Genomic DNA, 15,160 nt, shown 5'->3' with positions numbered 1-15,160 from the left:
GCTAATAAAAAAACACATTCAATCCTCAAATGGAGAAAGCAAGCTTTCATAAACAACTGTTAAAAGGTATCAAAAACATGCATGAACTTGGACGCCAGCGTGCTTTTGAACTTGGTAATCCCTACTATTGTAAAGAAGCTGGAGATGATACTCACTACACTAAAGAACTCCCTACGGGTGAACGTTATCTGGTAGATATAGAGATCATCTATGATGCAAAAGGTTATCCTATTGAAGTAAAGGATACAGTACTCTCTACAAAGTGATATGAAACCTGAGTTAATTATCGTTTCGGGTTGCAATGCTGCAGGCAAATCTACTTTCATAAGATCAAGGATTAACCAACTTGAGGATTATCAAATCATCATGCCTGATGCTTTCAGAGAAAATACGTACCCTATTCTCAGACAGAGCATTTTAGCAGCAAAACATATTATTCTTGAAAATATATTAAGTGACACAAATATTTTCCCATTAATTGACTTAGCAATTCAAAAAGGCTACAATCTCACATTATTTCAACTGTTTATCGAATCACCTTCTGCCTCTTTAGAAAGAGTTGGTTTAAGAAGAATTGAAGAAAATGGTTTGAATATAACTAAAGAAGAAGTTAAACTAAACTTTGATCTTAATTTTAAGAACCTCGCCAATTGCTACTATTACTTTAATAATGCTCATTTCATTCATACTGGAATTAAACACGAGAATGAATTGATTATGAGTTTTGAAAAAGGAGTACTGATAGATTACAAGCAGAATCCACTTTCTTATATTCAATATTTCAATGAGTATGTCCGTTCTATTGGCAAAGACATTAGCGGATATGAAATCATTAAGGTAAATAAGGATTATTCAAAAAACTCATTCAACAAGCCAACTTTTTTAAAGTAATACCTCCTTTAATTTGTGTAAAATAATACTATTCTGCACAAATTAAATTTATATATTGGCGGCTTCAAAGAAACCTTCTGGAACAACTAATACCTAAATAAATTGATGCCTCTCCATAGAAGATGTCAGAGAAAATTTATTAAATAAATTATGATGAAAACATTTTGGAGTTCTAAACCTCAAAACACAGCTTTGCTTGCCTTAGCTTTTCCATTACTGATCTCCCAATTACCTGCCGGAGCAGTACAAAAAACAACCACCTTTCAACAGGTAGTACAACAGAACCAGAAAGTTATTAGTGCAAAAAAGATTAGCCCAACTGTAATTGAGGTGCTGCTCTCCAACAATCAAAAACTGACGTTAGACTTTTATGGTGACAACATTTTCAGGCTTTTTCAGGACAATTCTGGTGGAGCTATCAGAGATCCACAAGCTAAGCCAGAAGCTAAGATTTTGGTTGATAACCCTCGCAAATCAGTTGCTAAACTAAATCTGACTGATGAGAATAATCAAATCACGATATCAACGGATAAGATTGCTGTTCAAATTGACAAGAATACCACATTATTAAAGATTACTAATCTGGCTACCAAGGCAGTCATTTTAGAAGAAACAGCACCTCCCCGCTTTGAAAAAGGAGAAGTAACACTATCCTTAAAAGAAAATCCTCAGGAGTATTTCTATGGTGGCGGTGTACAGAATGGACGTTTCTCGCACAAGGGAAGAGCGATATCTATCGAAAATCAGAATAGCTGGACAGATGGTGGCGTTGCATCTCCTACCCCTTATTACTGGTCGTCTAATGGTTATGGTTTCATGTGGTATACCTTCAAAAAAGGTAAATATGATTTTGGAGCTAAAGAAAAAGGGTTGGTTAAACTATCGCATGAAACAGACTATCTTGATGTCTTTTTTATGGCTGGAGATGGTGCTGCTGCACTTTTAAACAACTTTTATCAGTTGACAGGAAACCCTATACTGTTACCGAAATTTGGTTTTTACCAGGGACATTTAAATGCTTATAACAGAGATTTCTGGAAGGAAGATGAAAAAGGGATTTTGTTTGAAGATGGCAAACGCTATCAAGAAAGTCAGAAAGATAATGGTGGGATAAAAGAATCTCTTAATGGTGAGAAAAACAATTATCAGTTTTCGGCTCGCGCGGTTATCGACAGATACAAAAAGAACGATATGCCATTTGGCTGGATTCTACCTAATGATGGATATGGTGCCGGATACGGACAAACAGAATCTTTAGATGGGAATGTTCAAAACCTAAAAAGCTTAGGTGATTACGCACATAAAAACGGGGTTGAAATTGGATTGTGGACTCAGTCGGATCTTCATCCTAAACCTGAAGTTAGTGCTTTATTACAAAGAGATATTATTAAAGAGGTAAAAGACGCAGGTGTGCGCGTATTAAAAACTGACGTGGCATGGGTTGGTGAAGGATATTCATTTGGGCTTAATGGCGTTAGTGATGTAGCTCAAATCCAATCTAAATATGGCAACAACAGCAGACCTTTCATTATATCATTAGATGGTTGGGCTGGTACACAACGTTATGCTGGTATCTGGTCGGGCGACCAAACCGGTGGTGTTTGGGAATATATTCGTTTTCATATCCCTACTTATTTAGGGTCAGGTTTATCGGGTCAGCCTAATATTACTTCTGATATGGACGGTATTTTTGGCGGTAAAAATACTGCAATCAATACTAGAGATTTCCAATGGAAAACCTTTACACCGATGCAATTGAATATGGATGGATGGGGTTCTAACGAAAAGTATCCGCAGGCACTTGGTGAACCAACCACATCTATCAACCGTAATTATTTAAAGCTTAAATCGGAACTAACGCCTTACACTTATAGCATCGCCAGAGAAGCGGTAACAGGATTACCAATGATCAGAGCTATGTTCCTGGAATATCCAAATGCATATACGCAGGGGATTGCAACACAATATCAATTCTTGTATGGACCTAATTTCTTAGTGGCCCCAATTTATCAGGCAACAAAATCTGATGATAAAGGCAATGATATCCGCAACGGCATTTACTTACCGGAAGGAATTTGGATTGACTATTTCACAGGCGAAAAATATGCTGGAAATAGTATCCTGAACAATTTTGATGCACCAATATGGAAGCTTCCTTTATTTGTTAAAAACGGAGCAATTATTCCGTTAACAAATCCGAATAATAATGTAATGGGGATTAACAAAGGAATCCGCATCTATGAAGTTTATCCATCAGGTAAAAGCTCGTTTACGGAGTATGATGATGATGGAACTACTGAACAGTACAAATTAGGTAAAGGTGTTTCTAACTTAATTGAATCTGAAGTAGATAAAAAGAACCGTGCAATTGTAACCATCCACCCTGCAACAGGTGATTTTAATGGTTTTGTAAAGGATAAGGCAACTCAGTTTGTAATAAATGTAACTGAAAAGCCTAAGAAGCTATCCGTTAAAATAGGGAAAGATAAGGTTAAATTGACCGAAGTAAGTTCGATGAATGACTTCCAGAGTAAAGAGAATGTATTTTTCTATGATGCAACTCCGAACTTAAATAGGTTTTCTACCAAAGGAAGTGAATTTGAAAAAGTTGTGATTGCTAAAAACCCTCAGCTTCTGATAAAAGTAAATGCTACTGACATTACAGCTAACACTGTAATTGCTACTATTGAAGGTTTCAAATTTGAGCCTGCTAATACACAACGTATTTCGTCAGGAAAATTAACTGCCCCACTTAATGCAGGTGTTTCAGATAAAAACATTGAGGCTTATACATTGAAACCAACATGGACAAAGGTAGACCATGCAGATTTCTATGAAATAGATTTCAATGGCATGCATTACACCACAATCAAAGACACTACTTTGTTGTTTGATGGATTAACAGCAGAAACACCATATTCGTTTAAACTGCGTGCGGTAAATAAAGACGGTTATTCTGACTGGACAGAGTTAAAGGCAACTACTAAATCTAACCCGTTAGAGTTTGCGATTCCGGGAATTGTTGCTGAAACAACTTGTGCAAATGAAGAAGGATCGGAAATAGATAAGTTGTTTGATTATGATGAAGGTAACATGTGGCATACGAAATGGAGCGCAAAAGCTGTTCCTTTTGATATGATTATGAACCTAAAAACAGTGAATCAGTTAGATAAATTCCAATATCTACCACGCACAGGAAGAGGAAATGGAATATTATTAAAAGGTAAAGTTTTCTATAGCAACAACAAAGAAAACTGGACACAGGCCGGTACTTTTGAATGGGCAAACAATGATCAGGTTAAAGTATTTAATTTCTCTAATCATCCATCGGCCCGTTACATCAAAATCTCAGTTACTGAAGGTGTTGGTAATTTTGGTTCCGGTAGAGAATTGTATGTTTTCAAAGTTCCCGGAACTGAAAGCTATCTTCCTGGTGACATCAACAATGACCGTTTGATTGATATGAACGATTTAACGTCTTATACTAACTATACCGGATTGAGAAAAGGCGATGCTGATTTTGAAGGTTACATCAGCAATGGTGATATCAACAAAAACAACTTGATTGATGCATATGATATTTCACTTGTTGCTACCCAGCTTGATGGTGGAGTAAATGATACTAAAATTGATAAAGTAACCGGTAAGCTTGAGATAAGCACAGCAAAACAGAACTATAACAAGGATGAAATCATTGAAGTTAAAGTGAAAGGTATAAACCTTAAATCTGTAAATGCATTAAGTTTTGCATTGCCTTACAATGCTCAGGATTATGAATTTGTAGGTGTACAAACATTGAATACAAAGCAAATGGAGAACCTGACTTATGACAGGCTACACTCAAATGGAACTAAAGCCCTGTATGCAACCTTTGTGAACTTAGGTAACAAAGAAGCTTTATCAGGTAATTCGGATCTGTTTGTATTGAAACTGAAAGTAAAACGCAAGGTTAAATTCGATCTTAAAGCTCTTGATGGAGTTTTGGTTGATAAGAACCTAAATACTGTTAGTTTTTAATACAGGTTATTAAAACTAACTTATACAAAATAGGGTGTCCAAAAGGGTTTAATTACTATTCGAATATGCTCATCGTCATTCTGAATTTATTTCAGAATCTCGTTTAAGCAGGTCTTGTGTAGCAATTGTGAGATTCTGAAATAAATTCAGAATGACGATCTTCCCTTTTTGGACACCCTCTTTGTAGTTATTGCAACTTTTACCTCCATCAATTGTTAACCTATTAAGGGACAATTAAATTAATGGAGGCAATTAAAATTAAGTACACAAGAAAGCAAGAACTCATCCATGGGTTGATTCATGGTATTGGGGTTATATTCGGAGTTAGCGGTTTGCCCGTACTAATAGGAATTGCTACAGCTCACAATAATGTACCTGCAATTGTAGGCGCCGGGATATATGGTTTTTGTTTCATGTTACTATTTACTTGCTCTACGATATATCATCTGGCAGTAGAACCGGCAGTAAAAAGGCTATTCGAAATCTTTGATCATATAAGCATTTACTTCCTGATTGCCGGAACCTATACCCCATTCTTATTGGTTTATATGAACAATAGCTTTGGGATTACACTACTTTCAGTGTTATGGAGCTTAACACTTTTAGGTATTCTCTTTAAAATATGGTTTACAGGTAAATATAATATAGTGTCCACAATCATTTACTTGCTAATGGGCTGGATGATGTTAATTGGAGGGAATAAGTTCTTTGCTGTGCTTCCTGAATCGGTAATCATCATGCTGTTTATTGGCGCTGGACTGTATTCATCTGGAACTGCTTTCTATTTATTTGGAAAACGATCCTATACTCATGCAATCTGGCATGCTATGGTATTGGCAGCGGCCATTTGCCATTACGTAGCGGTACTGCTTTCTATGTAATTATTAGCTTTTAAAGAATTCGCCAAAGTGCCAAAGGATTCCGGAAGGATCATGTAAAAAGCACTCCTTACCCCAATAATCTGTGCGAATAGGTGTAAGCTTTACCTCTTTATATTTAGCTGTTAGGTTCAAGGCTAAAAGCTCTTGCCAATATCTATCTACATCATCTACCTCTAAAAAGATCATTGTGTTGTCTATCCAATCCTTCACATAAGCATCCTGTAGGTAAAATGCCATACCTTCAGTTGTAAAAACAGACATATCAGGTGTAATTACATTTTCCTGAAACCCAAGATCTCTGTAGAAACTCCTAGAAAGTTCAAAATCTTTGGCTCCAATAAATGGTCTGATGGATATTACTTTATGCTCCATAGGATTCGCTTTTTATTTCGGTTATAACAAACTTAATAAATAATTCTAGATATATTTAAACAGATGAATCTCAGGCACCTACTCTTTATTCCCCTAATAATCCTGACAACGAGTTTTAAACCGTTGCCCTATGCAAAGACTGTCGCCATTTCTGATAAATACTTAAATGATATTGGTATAGCGCAAGATCCTGATGTATTGTTCGCCGAAAACTTTAACGATGGAATCGGTAATATTATTAGTCGATATTCGGACGTTAAAAACCCAAAGGGTATGTCGTTGGATAATCAGGATGTACCTAAGGGTAGTTTATCTCCGGCTATTAAGATGACAAATGATGGCTCCTTAAATGATGGTGGTCATTTGTACAAGCAGTTTAAATCAGGATTTGACAGCACAATCTATCTTCGTTATTACGTAAAATATCCATTGTCGTCCAAAGGATATATACACCATGAGTCGGTCTGGATAGGTGGCTACAATCCATCAACGTCCTATCCAAATCCGCGTGCCAGCATTTGCGGACTGGGCGATCAGCGAATTTCAATAGCATATGAACCTGTAAATGCCCCTGCTATGGATACCTACTTATACTGGGGTGATATGAAACCTGGTGCAGGTAACAAGTGCTATGGAAATGACATGATAAATGGTAGCCCAACAGCCAGAAAGCTTGAATGGGACAAATGGATGTGTGTTGAATTGATGATTAAACTAAACAATCCTGCATCAGCATACAACGGAGAACTTAAAGTTTGGCAAGATGGTATAGAGGTAGGCCATTGGGGACCCGGTTTCCCTAATGGATATTGGAATGCAGATTCCTGGATAAATGACCAAGAAAAACCTCCGTTTCAAGGCTTTAGATGGAGAACTGAGCCTAATTTAAAGTTGAACTACCTCTGGATTGAATTTTATGACGATACAAGCCCTGTAGGACAATCACACCACATCAAGTTTGCAAATCTTGTTCTTGCAAAAAAGTATATTGGTCCTATAAAGCAATAACAATGAAGAAGGGTACAATAGTGTTATTGCTTTCTATCTAATACGTCTTTGATTTTGTTTGCATTTTCCATTAACTCGGTAAGATAAGCCCAGTTCTCTTTTTCAATGCAGGACTTGAATTTCCTAAGCTGAGTGATATGCTCGTTTAATACATCGAGCACATTTTCCTTGTTTTGCTTAAAGATCGGCATCCACATAGCTGGACTACTTTTAGCTAGCCTTACCGTACTTTCGAAACCGGCACTGGCCAATTCGAATATCGCATTTTCTTCCCTCTCCTTTTCAAGAACCGTGTTGGCTAAAGCAAAAGAGGTGATATGAGAAATATGACTGACATAGGCCACGTGCACATCATGATCCTTTCCATTCATATACACATTATACATACCAAGCAAAGTGTATAACTTTTCTACTGTTTCAAGTGCATCTTTATCACTATCTGTTGCGTTACAGATTACGTTTGCACGGCCTTCAAAAGCATCTAATGTTGCTGCTTCCGGACCACTGAATTCTGTACCCCACATTGGGTGAGTAGCAATATATCTTCCCCTATTGGGATGTCCTTTAGCGGCATCAAGCAGCGACATTTTAGTAGATCCCGTATCCAGTACTATTTGATGCGTTATCTGATCCAGTACCTGTGGTAATAATGTAGTGCAAACACTTACCGGAGCACTTAGAATAATCAAGTCACTGTTAGCTATAGCGCCATTCAGGTCGGTAATTTCATCTACAATGCCTAGTTCCAGTGCCTTCTGTGTATGCGCCTCCTGGTTATCTACTCCCAGTACTTTTGAGGCAAAGCCCTTTTGCTTTAACACCAAAGCCATAGAACCACCAATAAGTCCAAGGCCCACTACTGCTATTTTCATTATCTAAATTCGATTATAATGTATCTTCAATTATATTATTTACTAATGCGGGCTATAGCCTCTTCAAATCTGGAAAGATCGCCACAAAGACTGATTCTGATATATCGATTACCTTGATCACCAAATATGCCTCCCGGAGTAAGAAAAACGTTTGCTCCATAAAGGATTTCATCGCTAAGTGCGTAAGCATCCGCATAATGATCCGGGATTTTTGCCCATACAAATAAACCTACTTGAGTAAGCTCATAACTGCAACCTAAAATATCAAGTATCTCATATACTTTACCCCTTCTTTCCGAATATATGCTATTGATATGACTATACCAATCTTGACCTAAACTTAACGCTTTAGCAGCAGCCAATTGCAATGGCATAAACATACCGCTATCCATATTACTCTTAAACCTCAACACCTCTTCAATTCGCTCCTTAGCCCCACAAAGCATACCAATACGCCAACCAGCCATATTGTGTGATTTGCTTAAAGAGTTTAACTCTAGTGCTACTTCCTTAGCTCCCGGTATCGACAAAAGACTTGTAGGATTGTCGTTTAGGATGAAACTATAAGGATTATCGTTTACTAGCAGGATACTATTTTCCTTTGCAAAACGAACCAAGTTTTCGAACAATTTAACATCCACCTGCTGACCTGTAGGCATATGCGGGTAGTTTACAAACATTAGTTTGACTTTACTTAGATCCGTTGCCGCCAATGCTTCAAGGTCGGGATACCAGTTATTTTCTTCTGTTAACAGATAACTTACAGATTTACCACCAGCCAGTTTAACGGCACTACCATAGGTAGGATATCCCGGGTTAGGTATTAATGCTTCGTCGCCCTCATTCAAATAGGTCATACAGATGTGCATGATACCTTCTTTTGAACCCAATAGCGGCAATACTTCGGTATCAGGGTTAATAGTTACCTGATACCATTGCTGGTACCAATCTGCAAAAGCTTGTCGCAATGCAGGGATGCCTTTATATCCTTGATAACCGTGTACTCCTGGCTTAGCAGCCTCTTCCTGTAATGTTTTAATCACATCTGGATGAGGCGGAAGATCGGGGCTACCGATACCTAAGTTAATGATGTTTTTACCTTCTTTATTAAGAGTTTCTATTTCCCTCAGTTTTTGGGAGAAGTAGTATTCACTAACCCCCTCCATTCTTTTTGCAATCATTAATGTTTTATTGGTGTGCTAATTTATGAGAATTATAGAATAAATTAACTAATACTGTTCTTTTTCGTCAGGAAAATTACCAGTTTTAACATCTTTAATATATAGCTGTGCCACATCTAGTATACCATCATACAAATCTAAGTACTGGCGAAGAAAACGTGGTCTGAATCCTTTTGTAAGGCCAATCATGTCATTCACTACGAGGACCTGTCCATCACAATGCATTCCGGCGCCGATACCAATTGTTGGGATGTGCAAACTTTCGGAAACCTCCTTAGCCAATTTTGCAGGTATTTTCTCTAGCAATAATGCAAAACATCCAGCCTCTTGTAGTACCATAGCATCGCTCTTTAGTTTTTCAGCTTCAGCGTCGTCTTTAGCTCTTACAGTGTAAGTACCGAATTTATAAATGGATTGCGGGGTTAGACCCAAGTGGCCCATTACAGGAATTCCCGCAGCAATTATTCTGTGCACTGATTCCAAAATTTCGGCACCTCCTTCAAGCTTCAGTCCGTGGGCACCTGATTCTTTCATCACACGAATGGCGGAATTTAAAGCTTCCTTAGAATTGCCTTGATAACTACCGAAAGGCAAATCCACCAAAACCAATGCACTTTTAGCAGCTCTTACTACACTTTGCGCATGATATATCATTTGATCTAATGTGATCGGCAGTGTAGTTTCATGACCCGCCATAACATTGGAAGCAGAATCACCTACCAATAAAACATCCAATCCGGCATCATCCAAAACAGTTGCCATGGAGTAATCGTAAGCAGTTAACACGGCGATCTTTTCGCCTCTTGCTTTCATTTTTTGAAGGGTATTTGTTGTTATCCGTTTTACTTCTTTATGTTGAGACATAAGTTATTTTATGAATTGTGATTTTGATTGATTGCTAAGATTTAGCTCCATCTGGATATTACAGCGTTCATAGGGTGTTGATCTGCCAACCACCTTGATAAAGCCTAACTTTTGATACAAGTTAATTGCCGGCTTTAAGGCAGTATTGCTTTCCAGGTAAATTTTGGTTGCGCCCAAGTCCTTTGCAGCATTAACTACTGCCTGACCAAGTAGCCAGCCTATATTTTTACCTTGTATTTTAGGTGAAACAGCCATTTTTGCCAGTTCAAAGTCGTAATCAGGGTCGTTCATTTTGATCAGAGCACAAACACCAACGGGCTCGTTGTTATATAAGGCTACAAATATCTTCCCTCCCTTTTCCAGAATATATTCATTAGGATTATCCAAAGCCTTGTAGTCAGCCTCTTCCATTTGGAAATAAGTGGAAATCCATTCCTCATTGAGCGATCTGAAAGCCGTTTGATACTGTTCCTCATATGGCACAATTTGTACATCTTTACTTTCTCGCAGTTTCTTTTGTTCCTGTACTCTTCGGAGTAATGACTTTTGTTCCAACAAAAACTCCCATTCTTCTATTGCTTCCCAAAGATTATGTCTGGCTTCCGAAATAATGCTTTCAACCGCTGCATCCACATCTCCGCATTGCACCTTAATCTTTTGTGAAATATCTATACCCTTGTTGGTTAATGCTGCTACATTTCGTCGTTTATCAGTCGATTCCCTGTTTTCCTGAACCAATCCCGCAGCCGTCATTTCCTGTATAATCTTACTAACTGATGGCTGTGAATGTCCAATTTCATTGGCAATTTCGGTAATTGTCTTTTCACCATCTTCGGAAAGGACAAAAAATACAGGAAACCACTTTGGCGAAAATTCTACTTCATATAGCTCATATATCTTTGCCGCATCATCTGTTAATTTTGCAGTCATCAATCGTAAACGACTACCCAAAGCCATCTTACCTGTTCTTTCAAATAATTTCATACATAATCAATTACATAACCAGTTATGCAAATCTAAATAATAGCCTATTGAATCGCAAACATTTTCACTAGTACAGCATAAAAAGTACTTTACCTCAACAATAAAGCACTTAATTACTCAGGCTATTCTACAAAAAAGAGGGTGTCCAAAAAGGTTTAATTACTATTCGAATATGCTCATTGTCATTCTAAATTTATTTCAGAATCTCGTTTAAGCAGGTTTTGTGTAGCAATTGTGAGATTCTGAAATAAATTCAGAATGACGATCTTCCCTTTTGGACACCCGTTTTTATAAATCAGTCGAAACTTTAATTATTATACTAGAATATACCTATATAATGATTTCCTGTTTTGTTAATTAATTTGGCTCCTTTAGTTAAGGCACCTGTTCTGCTGTTCATAATATAGATGTTACCATCTTTACCAACTGGAGTAACTGCTACAAAAACCTCATCTCCATTCACTACAAATCCTTGATATTGACCAAAACTTAAATCTACATCATCAGGAATAGCAACTTTTGTTGCTGTTTTTGCATTCAAATCTATACGAGCAATGTACCCACCTTTGTCTGCTACACTGTAAACTACGTAGCCAATTCCTTTTCCTGCATATCTCCAGGCATCTACATAAGTTCCAGTTACACCCAATGCAGCATCCAGGCTAAACACATAAGAGTTGTCGTATTCATTGCTTTGGTTGATCTTTAGAATATGCGAACCATTAAGCCCATTTTGAGTGGCTTGATAGATGTTCCCATCTTCACTTAAGAAAGCGTTGAAACTACGGTACCCATTGGTGTTACCTTGACTAACAGTAGAAGATATCAATTTAGGGTTTTTCAAAGAAGGATAATCAACTACTAAAGATTTCGAAGATATCTTAACTTTACCAGTGTTGTCAGATTGTCCTGTTGCAGGATCGTATTTACTTCTTGAAGCACCGATGATCAGTTTATCTCCGGCCTTGTTTAACACCGGCCCATCTAAACGACCAATGTAAAATCCTTTAGCCTCTTCTTCAGCTGAAAGTGGAATTTCATATTGCTCATAGGTTTTAATACCTGCAGCCTGTAAATTTAAAGACAATACAGTCGATGTTCCTCTAGCATATTTATAAGTTTTGCCATCTGCTTCAGTAGTAATTTTTACACCGGAAACATTAACCGCAACACCTGTTTGATCATTATCAAAAAGCTTAACCCATCTTGGAGAGGCAGTTGCATAATTTGCGATATTTACCTTATCACTCAATTCAGTATAGCTGCTACCACCATTTACCTTATATTTTGAAAACTCACCTCCATTTGGACCTGTGTAGGCAATATTGAAAAGTACACTCCCATCAATAGATGACTGTAAACGAGCAGTACGTTGCGATCTTACAGGAAAACCATTCGTATAAACATCGATAGATTTATCAGGATTCTTTGCATCATTTACACTTACAGAATACACCATGGTACCACCGTTGCCATCACCTGCAGTTGTTCCCATTAAAGCACCAGAAACTGTAACCCAACGATCAGCGTCGCCCAGATTTTCTTCCGGTGCAGGGTTTTCTTTATCTTTTGAACAACTTGTTATAGTCATCGCTGTTGCGACAGCTCCAAACATCAGGAGTTTTAAAAATTGTCTTTTCATCTTGATTATAAATTGATTTTAAAAGTTATTAATGGTATAGTTTAATTTTAAGTAAAAAGCTCTTCCCGGTCTTTGAGAGGCAAAATTGTCGTAAGCTTCTTTGTTGAATATGTTCTTTGCATCAAAGCTGACAACCACCTTTTTGCTCGGGAACAGATAGCTGGCTCCTACATCCTGAATAAATTGGGTAGGTGTGCGGTAATAATTATCACGTGTTGGCATCCAGGTGGTTTCAAATGGATTTACAAAGCCAAAATTGTAGTACAGATTCAGTGTAGATTTTTTCTGTAGTACATTGTCCATTCTATATTGAGCGTTCCCGTTTACGGTAAAAAAAGGTTCGTTAGGAATTTGCTTATTGTGATATGGAGAAACTTCATCTTTAATAAGGGTGTTGAATTTTGACGTATTCAACATTACATTCAGATTGCGGTATACATAGTTAAGCTCAGCTTCAAAACCTATAGACCTCGTTCCCGGAAGATTGACACTTTCTGAAGTAGGCATCACAGTTACCGGCCTGTCGTTAGACCTGATCACAATTTTATCCTGTGTATTCCTAAGAAACCCTGATACAGACAACGAAACTTTATGCTCTCCAAGACCATATGATCCAGCTCTAAACCCTAAATTAAAGTTGTTACTGGTTTCTGGTTTGATATTAGGATTAGGCAATAAATTTGAACTTTGATTGCCAAATACTTCACCTTCTCCTGGCATTCTTAACGCTCTTTCGGCCGATGTGATCAAGACCAGGTTAGGTTTTATCGCATAAGAGCCCGCAAATCCATAACCTGTAGAATTCCTATTACTTTTAGTGATCTTTTCTATCCGGGTAGTTTGTCCGTTTACAGTTTGTGCCCGAGGCTCTACTCTCTCTATGTTCTGCTGGTAATATTTAACAAACACATTAGTTTTTAACCGATTGTCCAGCGCATCCATTTCATAAGTAAATGTGCTTACATTGGTTGTTAAATCACTGGTGATGTCATACATCTGCTCCAGGATTGTTTTAAGCTGATCCGCATCTTGCCTGTCTACCGTATAGAATCCATGATTAAATACCAACTTGTGGCCATCCGCAATATTATAGCTCAAACCAGCCCTCAATGATCCAATTTGGCGATTAATATCGGCCATACTAGCAGGCCCCTGCTGGGCTCCTTCTCTGGATTTGAATGGCTTACCATGGATATCAATAATTGGCTTACCATCCCAGTTGTACCTATAGCTCACCGTATCCTGAAGATATTCCTTCCTGTCGCTATACACACCATTAAAGGTCAGTTTCAATCCCTTTAGCAAAAAGTCTTTTTTAACATAATCTAAGCCAATAATATGGGCTTTAGATTCTGAAAACCTACCCATATATGGCACCGACATGTATTGACCGTGCTGTATTTCTTTGTAAGTATAGGAACCATTGTAGTTCAGCATGAAGTTATCAGCCCATTTTACATCGGTAAAACCAGCTTCTAAGCGTCCACCGTAAGTTTTAAAACCATCGTTGAAGCGTTTGCCTCTGGTTTGCGACTCTACTCCGTTTGCATTTTGATTTTTAACCCATTTCCCCCATACCTCATAATCATTATCTGAATAACCATAAAACCCTGATCCCCTTAAGGTAAGACCGGTTTTAGTATCGCGATACATCCCACTCAAATCCGTCTGCTGGGTATTAAACGAACCATATGAGGCCGATGCAGTGAGGTTATTGCGTTGCGCTCCCTTTTTCAATACTACATTAATGCCTCCTCCCAGGTAATCGCCAGACAAGTGTGCCGGCAAAACTCCTTTATATACTTCTATCCTTTCAATCATAGATGGCGGGATATTATTAAGGTTAAAAGAGGAACCATAAGTGGAAATCTCGATACCATCAATAAAGATTCCGATAGCTCTGCCCGACATGCCATTTAGGTTATAATCAGAATTAGAGCCAAAACCACCTGTTTGTCGTACCCTAACCCCCACGGTCCTATTCAACAACTCGTTGGTTTGTAAATTTCTTAATGATGCTGCCTTAGTATCAACCACATTCACCGCAAAGCCCGAAGTTTCAATCTCTCTTTTCTTCGACTTTCCCTCTACCATTACTTGCTTTAGTTCTCTATCTGCTATCCCTTTCACATGAACATTCACTACAGTTGTTTCCTCATCAACCTTGATTACTATGCTTTTAAGTTCCGTAATAACAGAGCTGATCATCAAAGTATACTTACCATAAGTAACCGATGTTATTTCATACCTCCCTTGATCATCTGTTGCAGCTGTTCTCTTAAGCTCTTTTAGTGTAATTGCAGCACCGGCAACTGGTTTTCCGTGATGATCAGTTACAATACCTGATATGTTTCCGGTTTGTGCCAATGCTATTGTTGTAAAGAACGATAGAAGAACAATTAATAGACAATGTCTCATGGTGTGTGTAACTTTTTTAATGTTTTCTTT

12 protein-coding genes are annotated in these 15,160 nt (G+C 37.8%); 5 read left to right on the top strand and 7 right to left on the bottom strand.

Annotated features, from left to right (window positions below):
• Window positions 1–29: 29 nt before the first annotated feature.
• The 4 genes from HQN83_RS13225 to trhA all read left to right on the top strand — a co-directional run bounded on the left by HQN83_RS13225 (window position 30) and on the right by trhA (window position 5,789).
• The gene (locus HQN83_RS13225; protein WP_173090819.1) at window positions 30–266 is read left to right on the top strand and encodes a hypothetical protein; all 237 of its coding nucleotides are present in this window, start codon (window positions 30–32) and stop codon (window positions 264–266) included.
• Between the two features lies 1 nt (window position 267).
• Window positions 268–891: a hypothetical protein gene (locus HQN83_RS13220; protein WP_173090818.1), complete on the top strand. Its 624-nt coding sequence runs from the start codon at window positions 268–270 to the stop codon at window positions 889–891.
• 150 nt (window positions 892–1,041) lie between these two features.
• The gene (locus HQN83_RS13215; protein WP_173090817.1) at window positions 1,042–4,908 is read left to right on the top strand and encodes a TIM-barrel domain-containing protein; all 3,867 of its coding nucleotides are present in this window, start codon (window positions 1,042–1,044) and stop codon (window positions 4,906–4,908) included.
• Window positions 4,909–5,150: 242 nt separating this feature from the next.
• Window positions 5,151–5,789 carry a PAQR family membrane homeostasis protein TrhA gene (trhA, locus tag HQN83_RS13210; RefSeq protein WP_173090816.1) on the top strand — a complete coding sequence of 213 codons (639 nt, stop codon included), beginning with the start codon at window positions 5,151–5,153 and terminating at the stop codon, window positions 5,787–5,789.
• 3 nt (window positions 5,790–5,792) lie between these two features.
• On the opposite strand, the gene HQN83_RS13205 is transcribed toward trhA, so the two are convergent.
• Window positions 5,793–6,161: a VOC family protein gene (locus HQN83_RS13205; protein WP_173090815.1), complete on the bottom strand. Its 369-nt coding sequence runs from the start codon at window positions 6,159–6,161 to the stop codon at window positions 5,793–5,795.
• 63 nt (window positions 6,162–6,224) lie between these two features.
• Here HQN83_RS13205 and HQN83_RS13200 point away from each other — a divergent pair, with 63 nt between their 5' ends.
• Window positions 6,225–7,169, top strand: coding sequence for a phospholipase D-like domain-containing protein (locus tag HQN83_RS13200; RefSeq protein ID WP_173090814.1), 945 nt, complete (start codon window positions 6,225–6,227; stop codon window positions 7,167–7,169).
• 23 nt (window positions 7,170–7,192) lie between these two features.
• Here the strand turns inward: HQN83_RS13200 and HQN83_RS13195 are convergent, their stop codons facing one another.
• The 6 genes from HQN83_RS13195 to HQN83_RS13170 all read right to left on the bottom strand — a co-directional run bounded on the left by HQN83_RS13195 (window position 7,193) and on the right by HQN83_RS13170 (window position 15,130).
• Window positions 7,193–8,041 (bottom strand): prephenate dehydrogenase, encoded by an 849-nt coding sequence (locus HQN83_RS13195; protein ID WP_173090813.1) that lies wholly within the window; start codon window positions 8,039–8,041, stop codon window positions 7,193–7,195.
• Window positions 8,042–8,076: 35 nt separating this feature from the next.
• Window positions 8,077–9,222: a pyridoxal phosphate-dependent aminotransferase gene (locus HQN83_RS13190; protein ID WP_173090812.1), complete on the bottom strand. Its 1,146-nt coding sequence runs from the start codon at window positions 9,220–9,222 to the stop codon at window positions 8,077–8,079.
• Between the two features lie 48 nt (window positions 9,223–9,270).
• Complete coding sequence (gene panB / locus HQN83_RS13185) at window positions 9,271–10,086, bottom strand: 3-methyl-2-oxobutanoate hydroxymethyltransferase (protein ID WP_173090811.1); 816 nt, start codon at window positions 10,084–10,086, stop codon at window positions 9,271–9,273.
• A gap of 3 nt (window positions 10,087–10,089) precedes the next feature.
• Window positions 10,090–11,070: a bifunctional helix-turn-helix transcriptional regulator/GNAT family N-acetyltransferase gene (locus tag HQN83_RS13180; protein WP_173090810.1), complete on the bottom strand. Its 981-nt coding sequence runs from the start codon at window positions 11,068–11,070 to the stop codon at window positions 10,090–10,092.
• Window positions 11,071–11,389: 319 nt separating this feature from the next.
• Entirely contained in the window at window positions 11,390–12,712 is a 1,323-nt protein-coding gene (locus HQN83_RS13175) for a hypothetical protein (protein WP_173090809.1), read from the bottom strand.
• Between the two features lie 18 nt (window positions 12,713–12,730).
• The gene (locus tag HQN83_RS13170) at window positions 12,731–15,130 is read right to left on the bottom strand and encodes a TonB-dependent receptor (RefSeq protein WP_173090808.1); all 2,400 of its coding nucleotides are present in this window, start codon (window positions 15,128–15,130) and stop codon (window positions 12,731–12,733) included.
• Window positions 15,131–15,160 lie beyond the last annotated feature (30 nt).

The sequence above is a fragment of the Pedobacter foliorum genome (assembly GCF_013266735.1).
Lineage (GTDB): Bacteria > Bacteroidota > Bacteroidia > Sphingobacteriales > Sphingobacteriaceae > Pedobacter > Pedobacter foliorum.
The sequence above is the reverse complement of the archived record's forward strand: the minus strand, read 5'-3'. Positions and strand labels throughout refer to the sequence as shown.

Excerpts from the sequence above, each read along its gene's own strand:
- HQN83_RS13195 (WP_173090813.1), bottom strand. The coding sequence starts at position 8,041 with ATGAAAATAGCAGTAGTGGGCCTTGGACTTATTGGTGGTTCTATGGCT.
- panB (WP_173090811.1), bottom strand. The coding sequence starts at position 10,086 with ATGTCTCAACATAAAGAAGTAAAACGGATAACAACAAATACCCTTCAA.
- HQN83_RS13200 (WP_173090814.1), top strand. The coding sequence starts at position 6,225 with ATGAATCTCAGGCACCTACTCTTTATTCCCCTAATAATCCTGACAACG.
- HQN83_RS13175 (WP_173090809.1), bottom strand. The coding sequence starts at position 12,712 with ATGAAAAGACAATTTTTAAAACTCCTGATGTTTGGAGCTGTCGCAACA.
- HQN83_RS13225 (WP_173090819.1), top strand. The coding sequence starts at position 30 with ATGGAGAAAGCAAGCTTTCATAAACAACTGTTAAAAGGTATCAAAAAC.
- HQN83_RS13205 (WP_173090815.1), bottom strand. The coding sequence starts at position 6,161 with ATGGAGCATAAAGTAATATCCATCAGACCATTTATTGGAGCCAAAGAT.
- HQN83_RS13220 (WP_173090818.1), top strand. The coding sequence starts at position 268 with ATGAAACCTGAGTTAATTATCGTTTCGGGTTGCAATGCTGCAGGCAAA.
- trhA (WP_173090816.1), top strand. The coding sequence starts at position 5,151 with ATGGAGGCAATTAAAATTAAGTACACAAGAAAGCAAGAACTCATCCAT.
- HQN83_RS13170 (WP_173090808.1), bottom strand. The coding sequence starts at position 15,130 with ATGAGACATTGTCTATTAATTGTTCTTCTATCGTTCTTTACAACAATA.
- HQN83_RS13190 (WP_173090812.1), bottom strand. The coding sequence starts at position 9,222 with ATGATTGCAAAAAGAATGGAGGGGGTTAGTGAATACTACTTCTCCCAA.
- HQN83_RS13180 (WP_173090810.1), bottom strand. The coding sequence starts at position 11,070 with ATGAAATTATTTGAAAGAACAGGTAAGATGGCTTTGGGTAGTCGTTTA.
- HQN83_RS13215 (WP_173090817.1), top strand. The coding sequence starts at position 1,042 with ATGATGAAAACATTTTGGAGTTCTAAACCTCAAAACACAGCTTTGCTT.